This window comes from Paenibacillus sp. FSL R7-0297, assembly GCF_038009025.1.
GTDB lineage: Bacteria > Bacillota > Bacilli > Paenibacillales > Paenibacillaceae > Paenibacillus_AQ.
Genome location: NZ_JBBPAQ010000001.1, coordinates 6,502,217 through 6,520,773 on the forward strand (window position 1 = coordinate 6,502,217; position 18,557 = coordinate 6,520,773).

Annotated in this window: 16 protein-coding genes; 1 reads left to right on the forward strand and 15 read right to left on the reverse strand. The window is 50.6% G+C overall.

Annotation, left to right across the window (positions count from 1 at the left end; genetic code table 11):
* Nucleotides 1-577: 577 nt before the first annotated feature.
* From glnA to MKZ24_RS28400, 15 genes are all read right to left on the reverse strand, one after another.
* On the reverse strand, nucleotides 578-2,002 hold the full coding sequence (gene glnA, locus MKZ24_RS28330; protein WP_340788982.1) for a type I glutamate--ammonia ligase: 1,425 nt from the start codon (nucleotides 2,000-2,002) through the stop codon (nucleotides 578-580).
* A gap of 281 nt (nucleotides 2,003-2,283) precedes the next feature.
* Nucleotides 2,284-3,330 (reverse strand): 3-deoxy-7-phosphoheptulonate synthase, encoded by a 1,047-nt coding sequence (gene aroF / locus MKZ24_RS28335; RefSeq protein ID WP_042234235.1) that lies wholly within the window; start codon nucleotides 3,328-3,330, stop codon nucleotides 2,284-2,286.
* 311 nt (nucleotides 3,331-3,641) lie between these two features.
* Nucleotides 3,642-4,598 carry a 4-hydroxy-3-methylbut-2-enyl diphosphate reductase gene (locus MKZ24_RS28340; RefSeq protein WP_042234234.1) on the reverse strand — a complete coding sequence of 319 codons (957 nt, stop codon included), beginning with the start codon at nucleotides 4,596-4,598 and terminating at the stop codon, nucleotides 3,642-3,644.
* A 56-nt stretch (nucleotides 4,599-4,654) separates the two neighbouring features.
* On the reverse strand, nucleotides 4,655-6,106 hold the full coding sequence (locus MKZ24_RS28345; protein ID WP_042234233.1) for a sensor histidine kinase: 1,452 nt from the start codon (nucleotides 6,104-6,106) through the stop codon (nucleotides 4,655-4,657).
* Between the two features lies 1 nt (nucleotide 6,107).
* Nucleotides 6,108-6,794 (reverse strand): response regulator transcription factor, encoded by a 687-nt coding sequence (locus MKZ24_RS28350; protein WP_042135165.1) that lies wholly within the window; start codon nucleotides 6,792-6,794, stop codon nucleotides 6,108-6,110.
* 122 nt (nucleotides 6,795-6,916) lie between these two features.
* Nucleotides 6,917-8,569, reverse strand: coding sequence for a S1C family serine protease (locus MKZ24_RS28355; RefSeq protein WP_042234232.1), 1,653 nt, complete (start codon nucleotides 8,567-8,569; stop codon nucleotides 6,917-6,919).
* A gap of 365 nt (nucleotides 8,570-8,934) precedes the next feature.
* Complete coding sequence (locus tag MKZ24_RS28360) at nucleotides 8,935-10,065, reverse strand: IS4 family transposase (protein WP_340782655.1); 1,131 nt, start codon at nucleotides 10,063-10,065, stop codon at nucleotides 8,935-8,937.
* Between the two features lie 229 nt (nucleotides 10,066-10,294).
* A complete protein-coding gene (locus MKZ24_RS28365) occupies nucleotides 10,295-10,948 on the reverse strand; it encodes a response regulator (protein ID WP_042234231.1) in 654 nt (217 codons plus the stop codon).
* Nucleotides 10,945-12,015 carry a HAMP domain-containing sensor histidine kinase gene (locus MKZ24_RS28370; RefSeq protein ID WP_042234229.1) on the reverse strand — a complete coding sequence of 357 codons (1,071 nt, stop codon included), beginning with the start codon at nucleotides 12,013-12,015 and terminating at the stop codon, nucleotides 10,945-10,947. Before MKZ24_RS28370 ends, MKZ24_RS28365 begins: the two co-directional genes overlap by 4 nt.
* On the reverse strand, nucleotides 12,016-13,092 hold the full coding sequence (gene liaF, locus MKZ24_RS28375) for a cell wall-active antibiotics response protein LiaF (RefSeq protein WP_340788993.1): 1,077 nt from the start codon (nucleotides 13,090-13,092) through the stop codon (nucleotides 12,016-12,018).
* 242 nt (nucleotides 13,093-13,334) lie between these two features.
* Nucleotides 13,335-13,478 (reverse strand): hypothetical protein, encoded by a 144-nt coding sequence (locus MKZ24_RS28380; protein ID WP_156123046.1) that lies wholly within the window; start codon nucleotides 13,476-13,478, stop codon nucleotides 13,335-13,337.
* A gap of 167 nt (nucleotides 13,479-13,645) precedes the next feature.
* Nucleotides 13,646-14,356 (reverse strand): 3D domain-containing protein, encoded by a 711-nt coding sequence (locus MKZ24_RS28385; protein WP_445323725.1) that lies wholly within the window; start codon nucleotides 14,354-14,356, stop codon nucleotides 13,646-13,648.
* Between the two features lie 191 nt (nucleotides 14,357-14,547).
* Nucleotides 14,548-16,485, reverse strand: a complete 1,938-nt coding sequence (thrS, locus tag MKZ24_RS28390) for a threonine--tRNA ligase (RefSeq protein ID WP_340789000.1) — start codon at nucleotides 16,483-16,485, stop codon at nucleotides 14,548-14,550.
* A gap of 579 nt (nucleotides 16,486-17,064) precedes the next feature.
* The gene (locus MKZ24_RS28395) at nucleotides 17,065-17,238 is read right to left on the reverse strand and encodes a toxin-antitoxin system HicB family antitoxin (protein ID WP_039303331.1); all 174 of its coding nucleotides are present in this window, start codon (nucleotides 17,236-17,238) and stop codon (nucleotides 17,065-17,067) included.
* Nucleotides 17,239-17,250: 12 nt separating this feature from the next.
* Nucleotides 17,251-18,093, reverse strand: coding sequence for an SPFH domain-containing protein (locus tag MKZ24_RS28400; RefSeq protein ID WP_042234219.1), 843 nt, complete (start codon nucleotides 18,091-18,093; stop codon nucleotides 17,251-17,253).
* A 185-nt stretch (nucleotides 18,094-18,278) separates the two neighbouring features.
* On the opposite strand from MKZ24_RS28400, the gene MKZ24_RS28405 reads away from it, so the two are divergent.
* Nucleotides 18,279-18,461: a hypothetical protein gene (locus MKZ24_RS28405; RefSeq protein ID WP_039303325.1), complete on the forward strand. Its 183-nt coding sequence runs from the start codon at nucleotides 18,279-18,281 to the stop codon at nucleotides 18,459-18,461.
* The last annotated feature ends 96 nt before the right edge of the window (nucleotides 18,462-18,557 follow it).

Here is an 18,557-nt window from a genome sequence, read left to right on the forward strand (position 1 = left end):
TATATATAAATCTGGCCTAAATATAGTACAAACACGCCTGAAATTTCACATATCTGAAATACATGCGAAATGTAAACGTTATATATAATCAAGTTGAGATTTTATAGAATATAATCTATTAAATAACACGAAAAATTACGAAATCGCGACCAATCATCAGGCCATGCCAGACTGGACTCTCCACATCCCCTAAGTTAGTGAGTTGGAATGAGAATCCGTTATTTGAACAAATCCAGGGGATTCACTTGCCAAGCGGATTCAGATTCGCTTATATAAGCATCTCCCCCTCCTTTCGGGCTCGAATGAAATACATAACGGAATCTCAGTCTGTTTGGGCCTCGTTAGGAGGCTTTTTGACGAAATAGAGTCCTCTCAGTCCGCGTTAAATTACTGATGATCCTCCGCCCCAGACCGATCAGCAGCCCGGCCTTTGCAACCGCCCGTTTCCGCCAATGCCGCTATACTACAATCATTTGTGGCCATACCAGTTACTCCCGTACGAACACAACAGAAAAAGCCCCCGGAATCAAATGATCCTGGAGGCTTCTTCATCAAGCTCTATTCAAGTTAACTTATCTTATACATCAAAGTACAGGGAGTATTCATGCGGATGAACACGAATCGCAACGGCTTGCGCTTCAGAACGTTTCAGAGCGATGTAGTTATCGATGAAGTCCTTAGTGAATACGCCGCCTTCTGTAAGGAACTCGTAGTCAGCTTCCAGAGCATCAAGCGCTTCGTCCAGTGTACCTGGAACGCTGCGGATCTTCTCTTTGTCTGCATCAGACAATTCGTAGATGTTCTTGTCCAGTGGACCATAACCCATTTCTTCAGGGTTGATCTTCTTCTTGATTCCGTCCAGACCCGCCATCAGCATTGCGGAGAATGCCAGGTATGGGTTAGCCGTGGAGTCCGGTGTACGGAATTCAATACGACAGCCCTTAGGAGTTACAGCAGCTACCGGTATACGGACAGCAGCGGAACGGTTACCCTTGGAGTAAACCAGGTTGACCGGTGCTTCATAACCAGGAACCAGACGTTTGAACGAGTTGGTGCTTGGGTTAGTCAGCGCGATCAATGCAGGAGCATGATACAGGATACCGCCGATGTAGTGCAGAGCCAATTCACTCAGGTTAGCATAAGAGCCTTTTTCGTAGAACAATGGCTCGCTGCCGTTGAAGATCGACTGGTGAACGTGCATACCGCTACCGTTATCGCCGAACAGTGGCTTAGGCATGAAGGTTGCTACCTTGCCGTATTGGCGTGCAGTGTTCTGTACAATGTATTTGTAAGTTAGGAGATTGTCAGCTGTTTTCTTCAGGGTGTCAAAACGGAAGTTGATTTCCGCCTGGCCTGCAGTCGCCACTTCATGGTGATGGCGTTCGATTTCAAGGCCTGCTTCAGCAAGCAAACGGCACATTTCACTGCGGATATCCTGTTGGGAATCTACTGGAGCTACAGGCACGTATCCGCCTTTAACGCCAACTTTGAATGCCAGGTTGCCGCCTTCGTCTTTACGGCCAGTGTTCCAAGCTGCTTCTTCGGAATCTACGAAGTAGGAGGAGCTGTTCATTCCGCTCTCATAACGAACGTCATCGAAGATGAAGAACTCGGATTCAGGTGCGAAGAATGCAACTGTACCTACACCACTGGATTGCAGGAACTCTTCAGCCTTCACAGCGATACCGCGCGGGTCACGCTCGTAACGTTCGCCATCCGGTGTGAAAATATCACACATGATGTTAAGCGTTGGGTGAGCTGTAAAAGGATCGATGTATGTAGTGCTTGGATCAGGCATCATTACCATATCCGACTCTTCAATCCCACGGAAACCTGTAATGGAAGAACCATCAAATGCTACACCATTCTCAAATGTTTCTTCTTCAACTGCGGATGCTGGCAACGAGATATGGTGAGCACGTCCACCCAAATCTACAAACCGGAAATCCACCCATTCGATATTGTTCTCCTTGATCGTCTGCAATACTTTTTCAACCGACATGCTTTATTCCTCCCCAAGTTCCGAACATTAGGCCGCTCACAGTATCAAATGTTCTTGTTTTTATTTTTTTGCTGTCGTCATTATAAATCTCAAACCTAACATCGTCAATGCTTATGTCAGGTATTTCTTACGACAATGTAAGATATTCTGACGCTTTGGTGAAAAAACTCTGTTCATCCGATTCCCATGTCACCTTTGTCCTATATTCAATAAAAATAGCCCCCTTCCTCCGCCCAAAGCGGGAGAAGAGGGCCTGTAAGAAGCTAATCCGCACTTGAAATTCAAACTACCGGGGCTGCTTCCAGTGAAGGAGAGAACTTGCGTCCGACAAGCGGGGCCAGCTTCTCAAGATCTCTAAGCAGGCTGTCGAACTGTTCCGGGAACAGAGACTGCACTCCGTCACCTGTCATTGAATTATCAGGGTCGGTGTGCATCTCGATGATCAGACCATTGGCTCCCGCAGCAACCGAAGCCTTGGCCATAGGCGCAACCAGCTCACGGCGTCCAGTGCCATGGCTTGGATCAGAAATCACCGGCAGATGGCTGAGGTTCTGCAGCACAGGAATAGCTGAGAGATCCAGCGTATTGCGTGTGTAGGTTTCAAAAGTCCGGATTCCGCGCTCACATAACATGACATCACGGTTGCCTCCGGCGAGAATGTACTCTGCTGCATTCAGCAGCTCATCGTAAGTCGCACTGAACCCGCGTTTCAGCAGGACGGGACGCCCGCAGGTTCCCAGCTTGCGCAGCAGGTCAAAGTTCTGCATGTTACGTGTGCCTACCTGCAGAATATCCGCATGCTCCGCACAGATATCTACATACTCCGGTGTCATCACTTCCGTGATGGTCAACAGGCCGTGGCGTTTACCGGCTTCAGCCATCATCGTAAGACCTTCTACACCCACACCCTGGAAGCTGTAAGGTCCGGTACGTGGCTTGAAAGCACCGCCGCGCAGCACCTGGCCGCCGGAAGCCTTAACAAGCCGTGCGATTTCATCAATCTGCTCCGGGGATTCCACGGCACAAGGGCCGCCCATAATGACGAGATTCTCTCCGCCGATCTTCACCCCGCGGATATCGATAACCGTATCCTCCGGATGGAAATCACGGCTTGCCAGCTTATAGGACTTGGTAATCTTCACGACGTTCTCGACGCCCTTCATCTGGCGCAGATGCTCGGCCAGCTTCGGCGTCACGCCGCCGACAAGACCGATCACAGTATGATCTGCTCCCCTTGAGAGATGTACCTGCAAGCCTTCTTTTTCAATTATGGCAATAATATCATTTACCTGATCCTGCGGTGTTTGGTTGGATGTAATAACGATCATATTATAGCTCCCCTTTTTGGACACTTATTCTTATAAACGGGTACAATCAATTTAAATTTGATACTATCTCGCTACGACGCGTGTACGCTTTTAAGCACTAAAGTGATTTTACCGCAAGTTTCCGTTCCAGTCAACCCCAATAGGCTATATATAACAAAACCGCCGGAGGTAAAATCAATAACTCACTAACTTTATCACGGCACATGCTCGCAGGAGCGGCTAGCGCCCAGGAACGAGAAAAACGGCAGCATACCCGGTTACAGGCCACACTGCCGCTATACCTATTCTATAAGTTCATAATTGCTATCATGTCAGGTAGCACTCGTACTCTTGTTCTTCACAGGCGGCAGAAGCTTCGCCATATTCACCGTACGTTTGATCTCCCAGGTCTCGGGGTTCGATTCGTCATACTGCTCCAGATAATTGATAACTTCCTTGGTAATCGGCGTTGGCGTAGAAGCGCCTGAGGTTACCCCTACCTTGGTAATTCCCTTCAGCCAATCCCTATTCAGCTCAGATACATCTGAGATCCGGTGAGCCGGTACACCGGCAATTTCTTCCGACACCTGTGCCAGACGGTTAGAGTTATTACTGCGCGGATCACCGACAACAATGACCAGCTCACACTGGCCGGCCTGCTCCGCTACCGCTTCCTGGCGGACCTGGGTTGCCATACAGATCTCATTATGGACCTCGGCTCCCGGGAAGGTCTCCAGCAGTTTTTTCATAATATGCTTAATATCCCACTGGCTCATGGTGGTCTGATTCGTAATTACAATACGCGAGGAAGGGACCGAGAGACCGGCAATTTCATCTTCCTTCTCAATCAGATGGACATGCTGAGGGGCAATCCCCACCGCACCTTCCGGCTCAGGATGACCTTTCTTGCCGATGTAGATAACCTCGTAGCCCTCTTCAACCTTTTCCTTGATGAGGTCATGAGTCTTTGTTACATCGGGACAAGTGGCATCGACTGTGGTTAACCCCTTGGCCCGTGCTATCTTGCGTACCTCGGGCGACACACCATGAGCAGTGAAAATAACCGTCCCGCTTTCTATTTTATCCAAAATATCCAGACGGTTATGCCCGTCCAGCGTAATGATTCCGTCATCCTCAAAGGAGTTCGTGACATGGCTGTTATGCACAATCATGCCCAATATATAAATCGGCCGTGGCAAATCAAGATTTTGTGCGGCCTGCCGTGCCATTACCATAGCATCGACGACGCCGTAGCAATAGCCCCGGGGAGAAATTTTGATGACTTCCATGATTCACCGCTTTCTGCTGTCAATGACTGCTGTAATAGGAACCGTTTAATTATACCCTATTCCAGCGGCGGGGCAAAGAGAAGCGGCATCCAGATCACAAAAGTCGTCCCTTCCCCCTGCCGTGTGACCACCTCTACAGAACCGCCGTGCTCATCAATTATCCATTTGGCGATGGACAGCCCCAGACCGATCCCTTCGGTAATTCCTCTAGATTCATCCGCACGGTAGAAACGGTCAAAGATGTGCGGCACTTCGTCCTTATCCATCCCGATTCCGGTATCCGAGATACGGATTCCCACCTGGTTCTGATAAAAGACGGCATCCAGCGTAACCTCACCCGCAGGCGTGTATTTAAAAGCATTATCAATGAAGATGAACAACATCTGCTGCAGATAGTCCTTGTTGCCAAGAATATATTTGCCGTTCAACTGGCCCATTTCGCCCACAGACCACTCCGCCTGACGCGGCAGGAAGGAAGCACGGCGTGCTACTTCGGTCATCATCGGCTCCAGCGCTACCGGCTCTATATCAAAGGTCCGGCCTGTATCCGCTCTGGCCAGAGAGAGCATATCCGCCACCAGCCGGCTCATACGCTTGGATTCATCAGCAATATCCTTCACCGATTCAATGGAGAGCTGGCGGATTTCCGCCTCGGTCATCCGGCTGTCATCCGGCTCCATCTCCCATATCTTCTCCAGCAGATCAATATTTCCGCGAATCGTTGTAAGCGGTGTCCGCAGCTCATGCGAAGCATCCGAGACGAAGCGGCGCTGCGTGGCATAGGCCTCCTCCAGCCCCGTATAGAAGCCTTCCATCCGCCCGAGCATACTGTTCACCGTCTCAATCAGCCGCCCGATCTCATCCTGCGGTCCGTCGTATTCAATGCGCGAGCTCAGATCCGTCCCGGTCTGTATCCCGTTTGCCGCCTCAATAACCTTGCCGATCGGACTCATTGCTTTGCGGGCCAGGAACAGCCCGAAGGTGAAGGCTGCGATCAGAGTCGCAAAAGAGCCAACGAGCAGGATATTCTTCAGTCTCAGCATCAGCCGATCCTGCTCACCTGTATACGCGGCCATTTGCAGGACTGCAGCAGGATTGCCTTCATACCCCGGAATATCAACAGCCCGCTGATAGATTAAGAAAGAATTTCCTTGGTAGCTCTCTCTAACAAAGCCCTGTTGGCTGACTATAGCGGCTTGTTCCGGAATATTGAACCGAAGATCAAACGTCTTCATGTTATTATTGGGAACAATCCGCGAAATATCATATATATACAACTGTGCAAATAAATTCTGGCCTTCCAGACTTCCGCCCACATACAGATTGGAAGTTCCGTCATAATAAGTAACCGGCTGCAGTTCGATCTGATTGGCCTGATTCTTAAGACGGTCCTTCAAGTCACCGTACGTATTAATATAGACAAACCCGTAGATTAACGCGGACAGGGCCAGCAGCATTATGGCCAGAATCCCTGAATACCAGGCAGTCAGCCGCAAACGTATAGACATATTAGTCACCTCTTAGGATGTAGCCGGCTCCCCGGATCGTTTGAATCAGCCTTTTGCCGCCATGCTCTTCCGTCTTCTGGCGCAGCATTGCGATATATACCTCAAGCACATTGGATTCACCGCTGTAATCGTAACCCCAGATCTTATCCATGATGAGATCACGGGACAGCACCCGCTTCGGGTTCTGCATGAACAGATGCAGCAGTTCGAATTCCTTTGCCGTCAGCTCCAGACGTTTGCCTGCACGCGTCACTTCACGCGAATCTACATCCAGTGTGATATCCTCATAGGAAACCGCCTGGTCCGAGCCTCCGCCCTGCTCACTTTTGCGCCGGAGCAGTGCCCTTACCCGGGCAAGCAGCTCCTCCAGAGCAAACGGCTTCACCAGATAATCGTCCGCACCCAGATCGAGCCCTTTGACCCTGTGTTCAATCTCATCCTTGGCCGTCAGCATAAGTACCGGAACACTGCTTCCGCCCTCACGCAGACGGCGGCATACCTCAAACCCGTCCACTTGCGGCATCATTACATCCAGGATAACCACATCCGGATCGCTGTTCAGAACGGCACGCAGCCCATCTGCCCCGTTAGCGGCTGTTTTGACATCATACCCTTCAAAGGCAAGCCCGCGGCGCAGCATGGATATAATTTTCTCATCGTCATCAATAATTAGAATATTCGGTCGCATCAAGCAGCCCCCATTGTTCAGTTCATATATCTATATTGTATCATGAATCCGTTTACCCGCAGCCTATGCAGCAAAAACGGAAGGGTCTCCCCTTCCGCTGTACTGCTCACCGTCCGGTGTGTTTATTGCTTCTGAGTTTGAGTCGTGTCAAAATCATTTTTATTGCCGATCTTTACCGGAAGATCCAGCTTCTTACCGTCACGAACCACATTCAGTGTCACCTGATCGCCAACTTTGAGCGTCTGGATGTAAGTAATCAGATCCTGGCTGGTGGCATAGTTCGTACCGTTCACACCTGTGATGATATCGTAAGGGCGGAGGTCGGCGGTATACGCTGGAGATTTGAAGACAATCTCGGCGACTACGGAGCCTTCTTTAAGGTCAGTGCCCATTTGCTTAGCGACTTCATCGGTAATGGTCATCAGCGAAGCGCCGATGAATGGTACCGGTTCTTTCGGAATTTCCTGATTGGCTTCCAGTTTCTCTACAACTTCTTTAATGGTATTGACCGCGATAGCAAAACCGATACCCTGGGAGTCTGTGCTAACCGCCACATTCATCCCGATGACCTGACCGTTCATGTTAAGCAGCGGTCCGCCCGAGTTCCCTGGATTAATCGAAGCATCCGTCTGCAGCAAGTTCTTGTAATTGCGTGTGCCGCTTCCGTCTTCTTCATTAATATCAATACTGCGGCCCTTGGCACTCAGTACACCTGCTGTAACGGTGTGGTCAAAGCCCTGCGGGTTACCAATCGCTACGACTTCTGAACCTACCTTAATGCTGTCGGAATCACCAAGCGCCACTGTAGGGAAGTCCGTTCCTTCAATTTTGAGCACTGCCAAGTCCAGATCTTTGCTGGAGCCGAGCAATTTCGCTTCATAAGGTTTGGTATTGCCGTCAACCGTAACCTGAATGACATCTGCATTATCCACCACATGCTGGTTGGTCAGAATATAACCGTCTGAATTATAAATGAAGCCTGTGCCGATTCCGTAAGGAGTAAGCTGGGATGAATCCGAATTGTTTGATTCCGGCTGGGATTCTGAATTGGAGCCGGAAGATCCGCTGCCGCCGAACTGATCACCGAAGAAGAATTGGGAGAACGGATCGCTCATATTCGGATTACTGCTGCTTCTGCTGCTTGATTTAACCAGCGTCTCAATTTTGACAACTGCCGGTCCCACCCCATCTACTACGCTGGATACATCACCCGATCCGGTAACCAGTGCTGCTGTGGAAGTGGAAGGCGTAATGGTAGCACTTCCGTTCGCTGTCTTAGCTGCTGTATTCGTAACGGCAGCAGTAACTGCCTGATCGCCTGTGAACCAGTTGCCCCGGTCCGCCATGAACATCGAACCCGATAATACAATCATTCCTGCAAGAAAAGAAATAAGTACCGCCTTAACCGGCTTCTTCGGCTTACGGTTATACTGCCAGCCATTGCCCCCCTCAGGAGGATTGCCGCCGCGTCCGCCATTGCCGTCATATCCTGTGGTACGGAGCGAAGTGCTGTAAGGTAAAGGCTTGACCGGCTGCGGAGGTGAGATCTCTACACGCTCCGGCTCCCGGCGGTTATAGTGCTGCGGATCTTCACCATTCATCTCGTCGTTGTTCAGGGATTTGAACGGCCCATAGGAATAGTAGTAGGAAGAGCCTGCTTCGTTTGATGAATTACTGTTAGTGCTATCTTTACTGTCCCATTCCCGCTGCGGTCCCGGTTCATTATCACGATTGAAGTTGTTCTCACGATTGTAATTGTTTTTGTTATCGTCCATGTTTTCTTTCCTCCCGCGCTCTGCCGCATCCGGCAAAGTGTTATTTGTTTTCTTGTTCTTATTTTGTACTTTAAACCTTAAGGTCACATTAAAAACAATTTAAGCGGAGATAAAAGATATGAACACTTAAAAGAGAATATGAGGGAGAACCGCCGGAAACGCGGTTACTGAGGCTGTTGAGGCAATTGCCGGACGTAGAGGACATGCAAATCCCCCGGCATTATAGCGCCGGGGGTATTGAAGGTTACCGCTTCACGCATACGTACAATAGGCATGAAAATTGTACATATTGCAACTTTGCTTCCTAGATAACAGGATGTTACGGAGAATTGTTGTACGAAATACAGGCCTGTTGATTCCCCATATTATGGGATGGATATAATCCCCAAAACCCCTTTGTTCCTGAGCAGACTAAGTTGAACCTGCCACTCCAGCGGAAGACTAAATATACGCCAATGCTGCATAAATTCCCAAAGGGTCAGTTGAGCAAAGGCAGGCACGTTGGGGTGGATTTCATCATAAACGCGTTTCAGAAGCACATAGACAGCAAGGGCCACAAACAATTGGCTGTATACCGCATTTTCAGTGGTTCCAAATAGACATGGCACGTTCAGATGCTGTTTAATCCAGCGGAAAAAGACTTCAATTTCCCAGCGTGCCTTGTAGATTTCAGCGATCACATGAGCGGACTCTTTTCTCAAATCGGTCACGACCCGTACGACTTCACCCCGGTCATTTTCAAATTCTACGACCCGGTGGCGCTGAGCAGATTGGCACTTCCCTTGACCGATATAACAAGTAATATCACGAACAATTTTCGTTTCTCCCTCTGCGGGTCGCTGGAGTTCTCTTGGCTTCACCAAATGGAGATTGTCTTTGAGCCGAATCACAAACGACTGGCCCTGGAGCACATATTGATCCAATCTGCTGATTTTTCCATACGCCCGATCCTGTACCAAAATGTAGTCCGTATCGGCCAAGACTTCTCCAAACGGAGCGTCATTGCGCTTCGCGATCGATTCCTTCACGTTCAGGGGTGAACGCTGGCCATGCGAAAGAGCAACATGCAGCTTAATACCCCCTCTGAATTTTTTGTACGAGGCCCAAGGCATTCTAGAGTTCGCCGCCGTGACCGTAGTCGAGTCAATCAGCAAAAGATCTTTAGGAAGATTCAAATGCCGCCGGGTTTGGCGGTTACATTTCGTGACGAGCATTTGAAAGATACGTTTGAAGATTTCGTAAGGGACTTCACCGGCCTTGCCGGAAAGGGTGGAGTAATGAATTTCTGGCAAGTCAAAGCTTGGGCCTAATCGGGCACTCTGCCGGAATCCGTCCCATTTGTGGTAGCAGGCTTGGACAAAGTAATCGAGCAGCAACCCGACGGTCATTTTGGTTCCTCTATCCACGTAGTCCTTGGTTTGTCCGGTCACCATTTGGACTTCTTCCGGTGTTAACACTTGTTTGAAAACGGCTAAAAATGGGGTATATTTATTCATGAGGTCGCCTCATTTCGGTTTGGTTTGGTCGTACTTACCATTACCCGAAATGGCGGCCTTTTTCGTCCCTTTTTTTGGGAAATCAACACGCCTATACGAAATACAAGAATCGTCCCGTTTAGCCGTTTGAACGAGTTGGAATGCTGCCTTTCGTACAACAATTTTCGATTATAGACGATATGTAAAGGAAAATGTTGTATTTTGCGCAGGATTCACTGGCCTGAAGGAGCTAACTCTGCGCCCAGCCCTTACGGTGGGCGTAGATGGCCAGCTGGGTGCGGTCATCCAGCTCACATTTCATCAGCAGGTTGCTGACATGCGTCTTCACCGTCTTGATGCTGATATGCAGCTCCTCGCCGATATCTTTATTGGTTTTGCCCTCAGCGATCAGCAGCAGAACTTCCTTCTCCCGCTCGGTCAAGCCGGAAGAGTCGCCCTGTACGGTACGCTGGCGGATGCCTCGGGTAAGTGCCTGCGAGACATCGCCGGTCATCACCGGCATGCCGCGGTACGCGCCTTGCAGCGCGTAGATCAGCTCTTCTGCCGAGACGGTTTTGAGCACATAGCTGACTGCCCCTGCCTCGATCGCGTCTACAACAAGATCATCCTCCAGGAAACTGGTGAGGATGACAATTTTGAGACCCGGGAATTCGGCCAGCACTGCGCGCGTTGTCTCCGCCCCGTTCATGACCGGCATCATCAAATCCATCAGCACCAGATCCGGCAGGGCATCATGCCCCAGTTCACGCAGCATGCCTAGCGCCTTATGCCCGTTGGCTGCCTCACCTATAACTTCAAACATTGGATCAAGCATCAGATAGGTTTTGAGCCCCATCCGCACCATATCATGATCATCCACCAGCAGCACTTTAATGAGACTCATTCTGTACTCCCCCTATCAGACTCAGATTCGGCATCAACCGGCTCCGGGATGCCCTGCACAAACTTTGGTATATGTACGCGGATCGTCGTTCCCGCCCCCTTACGGCTGATAATCTCTACCTGGCCGCCGAGCTTCTCGGCACGCTCGCGCATGGTGGTAAGTCCGTAGGAGCCCTGTTTATGCTGCACCTGCTCGAAGCCCTGCCCGTCATCGCTGATGCTCAGCACAACCTGGCGCGGCACTTCACGCAGCGACAGGCTGACTACCCGTGCTCCGGCATGCTTCACGATGTTCGCCATCGACTCCTGAATAATCAGGAACAGCTGATGCTCAATCGCTTCGGACAGCTCACCCTGCAGTTCAAGCTCCTTTACCCCCTTGAGCCCGTTCTGGCGGCAGTAATCCGGGAACCATTTCTCCAGCGCCTCGAACAGATTGCGCCCCTCCAGCTCCACCGGACGCAGCTGCGCGATCAATGCCCTCATTTGCTTCTGCGCCATCTGGGACATGCTGATCAGCTGGTCCATCACCGTCTGCCCGTGCTCCGCGCTCCGTTCAAGCACTTTAGGCAGCGAAGAAGCGGACATGTGAATCGCAAAAAGCTGCTGGCTCACCGTATCATGCAGATCCCGGGCCATACGCCTCCGCTCTTCCAGTACCGCGCTCTCCGCCGCCTTTTCCTTCTCGATGACTTCCTGTTCACCCAGCTGCTGCAAAAGCTTCATCTTCTTCTCCACAGTATCCATCATAATATTGAATTCGTGATATACCCGGGCAAAAGACTGGTCTTCGCTCTCCGGCATCCGTACGGACAGATTGCCTTTGGCTACCTGAAGCATATTCAGATCCAGATGGTCGATCCGCCGCTGAATCCGCTGTCCGGCAATATAGCCGATAGTCACTGTGAAGAGCACAATGCCCAGACACAGGTACAGCCACATGCGGGTATCCACCACCCGGATATAGCCCAGGCATGTCCCGGCATACATCAGTCCGGCAGTTACTCCGCCGCTAAGCAGGAAATACACCAGCAGCATCCACTTCGTATTGCTGAAGATCGTCCCCATTTAGCCCACCGTTTTGACTTTAATGTCACCGATGAAGCAGCTGACGTTAATGCGGACTTTTTTACCTGCTTCCTTATAATAAGGCGTCTTGCACTGCACATTACTCATGAACCCGCTGCGCGACTGCTCAAGCACCTGCATATCACCAATGAACGAGCTGCCGTTAACCGATACACCAAGATTCATATCATCGGGAATATAAACCTTAATATCACCGACAAAAGCGGAAATGTTGATCTTGGTCTCACCGTAAGGAATTTGCGCATTGGTCAGATCCAGCACTGTATCCCCGATAAACTGCGAAATATTGGTTTGTTTCAGCTGGAAATGCTCGCGGCCCATATGGACATCCCCGATAAAAGCCGAGCGGTTCGTTGTTTCTTTGTCCTGCCCGGAATCCTGAAACTCCTCATGCCATTCGCCGTGGCGGCGGGCATGGCGTTCCTGACGCTCCTGGCGTCTGCGTTCATGGCGTTCCTGCTTCTCCTGCCACCGGGCATCCGACGAAGAAGAGGAGTCTCCCTGTTCTTCGTCTTCATCCTCCGTGTCTTTGTGCAGATAATCATTCCAGTCCCGCCCGCCGGCACCGGCAGATTTGCCGAACTTCTGCTCAAACTGCTCATCGAGCGTCGATTCCAGCGGTGCAGGAGGCTTCGCATCCAGCGGGCTTTTGCCCGGTTCGGGCGGATAGAAATCCGGTGGTGCCGGAGGAACCGGCGGCGTTGTCCCCCGCGGCTTGAAAATAACGGCTAAACCGCCGCCGATCAGCATAACCGGGATCAGCATTTTGAAGAAATCACCTGCCGAGAAGTCAAACCATTCTAAATTCCGCCCCAGGAAAAACACGCCGATGGCCAGAAAGAAAAATCCGCCAAGTGTTGCAGAGAATCTCGAATGCTCATCGTCCGGGGACAGAAAGCGTTTAACCCCTAATATAATCAGAATAACCGGCCAATACGTAGATATCATTGAACCCAAGCTGAAATCAGTGTAGCCCATCTGTCTTAGCAGGAACAGGCCTCCGAGACCGATAAGGATCAGTCCGCCGAGCACCTGGCTGGTGAACCGTCGTTTCATATGTCATTCCCCCTAGTAGTTAGTGTAACTCTCGCTTCTTCACGCTTATAGTCCTAGTCTACAGGAAGAAAGCTGCGGGGAACAGCGGCGTGAGAAGGAAACAGGCCTCAGTCTCCAGACCGAGACGGCTGGAATATTCCGTTAATTGTATGATGCCCATAAAAAAGCTGCCCTTTCAGCCCATAATCCGGACGTGAGAGGACAGCCTTGACGCTTCAAATGCTCATACCGTTACCCCAGCATTACTGCTGTGGTTTTTGTACCGGTTTGGAGAACGTGTTGCTCTTAGTAGTTGCACCGTCGTTCTCAACGGCAAACTCAGCATTGTATTTTTCATTCGGTGTTTTGAAGTTCTCTTGTACCTTTGGTTTCTTGGAATTGGCCACGGAAATCACCTCCCTTTTCCTTCAGTACAGCCTGTTTAGAGCTGACGAAAAGATTATATCGGAAGAGGCAAGTCGCTTTGCCCCAGTCGATATTATGGGAAATGTGACGTCGTATTATGCATGCTTACGTGAAAAACAATTCAAACTCAGTGAGGCCGGTCCAGCCCTTAAATAACCTCTTCCAGCAAATATTGCGGCACTGCATTATAGGTCTGGATTGCATGTCCGAGACTTTTCAGCATACTCTCCGTGCATTTTCCGTTACCGCGTTTGATGAGATGGACGACAACCGTCTTCTTGCCCCATTCTTTGTACACCTGCTTGGTGGTGCTGAAGTACAAGTCAATCTTCCGCCCTTTAATCGCTGAACCGGTGTCGGCCACTATAGCATATCCATAACCCGGAATATATAAAATACTTCCCAAAGGCAGAACTTTCGGGTCTGCAGCAATGGTGGATACGGCATTCTTGTCCCGGCGTACCTTGACACCCGAGTACGTAATTCCATACTGCGGATGCTTCGCGGTCTTGCCTGTGGATTCGTACCCGGCCGTATAGCCGGTCGCTGTTACTTTCATTGAAGTGATGATCTGCTCCGGCGCAGGTGCAGCTACCGGTACCGAATCCGGCTGCTTGGGAGCTGCCTTCGCCTTCGGCTTACTCTCCGGCACCTGTGCTGGCTTAGGAGCCTGGACGGTAACCGGCTGCCGTAACCGCGAAGAGCCTCCCAGACGGGATGCCGAACCTGCCTCTTGACGCTGAACCTGAGAATTCGTGGTGGCCGCACTAAGTTGTCCTGCAGTGTCTCCCGTCCCTCTTGCCTGTGCCGATTTGCGCGAATCATCCGGGTAGATCCCGGCTGCTGTCAGCAGAAGCACGATGGTGACGAAAAGACACCAAAACCTCTGGTATAAGCCCATTTTGTTCATTAGTTAAACCTCCCCATATAGCGAAGGTTTCCCGTTTCACAAAATTTTATACCTGACACCGGATAATAGCGGTCCCACGCGGCTTATAACAGAGGTTATTAATTCGTAATTATACGTACTATTAACAGCTTGTGAATGCTTTAGATTACGCGTCCCGCAATTTCCTGCGTAAGCGAATCGATGACTTCCTGCAGCGGTTTGGCGCCGATGTCGCCTTCACCGCGTTTGCGGATTGATACGCTGCCGGCATTCATTTCATTCTCGCCTACGACGAACATGTATGGAAGCTTCTCCAGCTGTGCTTCACGGATTTTGTAACCCATTTTCTCATTGCGCAAGTCAACTTCGGCGCGGATGCCGCTGCGCAGCAGCTTCGCAGCCACTTCCTTCGCATATTCATCAAAGGCCGAGGATACCGGAATGATCTTCACTTGCTGCGGAGACAGCCACAGCGGCAGTGAACCGGCAAAGTTCTCCAGCAGGAATGCTACGAAACGTTCCATAGTTCCTAGAATTCCGCGGTGCAAGACAACCGGACGGTGTTTCTGTCCATCATCCCCGACATATTCCAGCTCAAAGCGTTCCGGCAGCAGGAAGTCGATCTGTACAGTCGACAGTGTTTCTTCCTTACCCAATACTGTTTTGATCTGAACATCCAGCTTAGGGCCATAGAAGGCTGCTTCGCCTTCGGCTTCGTAGAATGGCAGGCCGGCTTCTTCGACAACCTCACGCAGCATACGCTGTGCTGTCTCCCACATTTCATCATTGGCATAATACTTCTCTGTATCCTTAGGGTCCCGGTAAGAGAGTCGGAAACGGTAATCTTCAATCCCAAAGTCGCTGTATACCTGCTTGATCAGCTCGAGCACGCGGATGAACTCGCCTTTGATCTGGTCCAGACGACAGAAGATATGGGAATCATTCAGCGTCATCGAACGGACACGGTGCAGGCCTGTCAGGGCTCCCGACATTTCATAACGGTGCTGGATGCCCAGCTCGGCAATACGGATCGGCAGATCGCGATAGCTGTGCATCGAGCTCTTATAGATCATCATGTGATGCGGGCAGTTCATTGGACGAAGCACGAACTCCTCGTTATCAATAGTCATCTTAGGGAACATGTCTTCCTGGTAGTGTTCCCAATGTCCGGAAGTCTTGTACAGCTCTACATTCCCCAGTACTGGAGTGTAGACATGCTGGTAACCAAGGCTGGCTTCCAGATCTACAATATAGCGCTCCAGAATGCTGCGCAGCTTGGCGCCCTTAGGCAGCCAGATCGGCAGGCCTTGTCCAACGAGCTGGTTGAAGGTGAAGATTTCCAGTTCCTTGCCCAGCTTACGGTGATCGCGCTTTTTCGCTTCCTCCAGCAGACGCAGATGCTCGTCAAGCTGGGCCTTTTTGATCCAGGCTGTGCCGTATACGCGCTGCAGCATCTTGTTCTTGCTGTCTCCGCGCCAGTAAGCACCGGCTACGTTCATCAGCTTGAACACTTTGATCTTCGCAGTGGACGGCAAATGCGGACCACGGCAGAGGTCGAAGAATTCGCCCTGTTCATAGATTGTAATCACGCTGTCTTCCGGCAGCGCCTGAATCAGCTCCAGCTTGTAAGGATCGGCCAGCTCGCCGAATCTGTCCAGCGCTTCCTGACGGCTTACCTCATGGCGGACAATCGGCAGGTTCTCAGAAACGATACGTTCCATTTCCTTCTCAATCTTCAGCAGATCCTCCGGATTCAGCGGATGCTCCAGATCCATATCATAATAGAAGCCGTCTTCAATTACCGGACCTACTCCGAGCTTAACCTCCATAGTTCCGAACAAACGTCTTACCGCCTGGGCCATAAGGTGAGCTGTACTGTGACGCATCACTTCCAGGCCTTCCGGGGAATCCAGGGTTACGATCTCTACAAGATCGCCTTCCTGCAGCTGAGTGGACAGATCCACGACGATTCCGTTGATTTTGCCTGCAGCGGCATTCTTACGAAGTCCGCTGCTGATCGAGGCTGCTACATCATCAATGCTGCTGCCGTCCGGGTATTCCCGGACCGAACCGTCCGGAAGTTTGATATTTACTGACATTTTTCTTCCTCCTAAAAGTTTGTTAGCCAATACTTCCCTGATCCTTTACGTACAAACTTACTCCGGGAGCATTGGCTTAGTTGTGCGGAACATCCGCTTCTGTGATACTTGCTTCTTCGGCAGGTCTCTGCACACAAAAAACACCCGTCCCGCAAAGGGACGAGTGATTGCACCCGTGGTTCCACCCAAATTCGATACCATTATACAAAAGCTGCTGCAGAGCAGCGGCATTGCAGAATAGAATCCTTCGTCAGCATGGAGATAACGGCCATGAACCGGCGGTTCTTACTATCCTGCTGAAATGATGTCCGCAGCCGGACATCCCAGGAATTCATAACCGCAGCTACAAAGGGGTAAATCAAAAGCCGGTACCGGAGGAAATTGCAGCCTGGGGTTTCCTCTCTCTGAAGCGGTCCTGAACATCGATTCATATCTTTGTCGAAGCTGATAACGTGAATTACGGTAATTATAAATCTCAGCTTATCTTCCGTCAAGTGGAACCGGCTGTGCCTCCTCACAAGGACGGCACAGCCGGTTCAGCAAGTTATACAAGTCTGAAGCGCCGCCGCCCCAGGCTGTTCATTCTTCTTCCCGGCGTTTCTTACCCGGCAAGCGGCCTGCGCGCTTCAAAGACTCACGCAGCAAGTATTCGATATGTCCGTTTACGCTGCGAAACTCTTCTCCCGCCCAACGTTCCAGCGCTTCGTGCAGTTCGGGATCGATCCGCAGCGGAAAGCTTTTTTTGGCCGCCATAATATTACCGCCTTAGTACAACGAGCCAGCGTTAATGACTGGGCTCGCACCGCGCTCCGACACAATCGCCACCATCAGATTATTGATCATCGCCGCCTTGCGTTCTTCGTCCAGTTCAACTACACCGCTCTCTTTGAGTTGGCGGATTGCCATATCCACCATGCCGACAGCACCTTCTACGATGATCTGGCGTGCAGATAGAATGGCCGAAGCCTGCTGGCGCTGCAGCATTGTGCTGGCGATCTCTGTGGAGTAGGCCAGATGGGTCAGGCGGGCTTCGATCACTTCTACACCGGATAAGGACAGACGCTCCTGCAGCTCCACCGCCAGTTCTTTGGCAATCTCATCGGCATTGGCCCGCAGGGACATGCCGGTCTCATTGAAGTTATCGTAAGGGTATCTACTCGCTACATGACGCAGCGCCGTTTCACTCTGGATTTCCACAAACGCCATATACTTATCTACATCAAACAGCGCCTTGGCCGAATTAATGACCTTGAATACAATCACCGCAGCAATCTCAATCGGATTTCCTTCCACATCATTGACCTTCAGCTTCACGCTGTTGAAGTTGCGGACCCGCAGCGATACGGTCTTGCGGATGCTGAACGGAATTACAGCGAATAACCCGCTGGTTGCAATCGTACCGACATATTGGCCAAAGAAGGTCACGACCACTGACTTGTTCGGCTGAACGACGGTAATACTCGTACATAGAATACCGGCTGCAACAAACAGGATGACAGGCAATGCCACGTATTCCTGAACGGCACCGTAAATGCCGCCCCCGATACAAATGGCAATTAGAGCCACCACCCAGAATCCGCTGACAGGATGCAATGTTTTCTCTTTCATAAAGATGCCTCCATTAGATATGTATTTGATATAATTATGATATCACTTTTGGATAGAACTGTAAACTACTATTGTAAAAAAATCACTGCCCCTTTACCGTTTTTCTTTTATGATTTGTCTGACATTACGAATGTTACGAAGCATCAGTATGGACCAAATCACAATGAACAAAGGATGTGTAACTCATGAGTGTTAAAGATCAAGTACTGGAAATCATTAAAGCTTCAGCAGCTCCTGTAACTGCAGGTGAAGTTGAGAAGCTGTCAGGGCTGGAACGCAAAGCGGTCGACAAGGCCTTCACCGAGCTCAAAAAAGAAAATGCGATTGTCTCCCCTATCCGCTGTAAATGGGAAGCTGCAGTGAAATAACAAGACGCCTATGGTCTGGGCTGGACAAGCCTTAGCATCCTCGTAAACGGAAAGGCCCGCGCACAATGTGCACGGGCCTTTTGCCTGATTCAATTG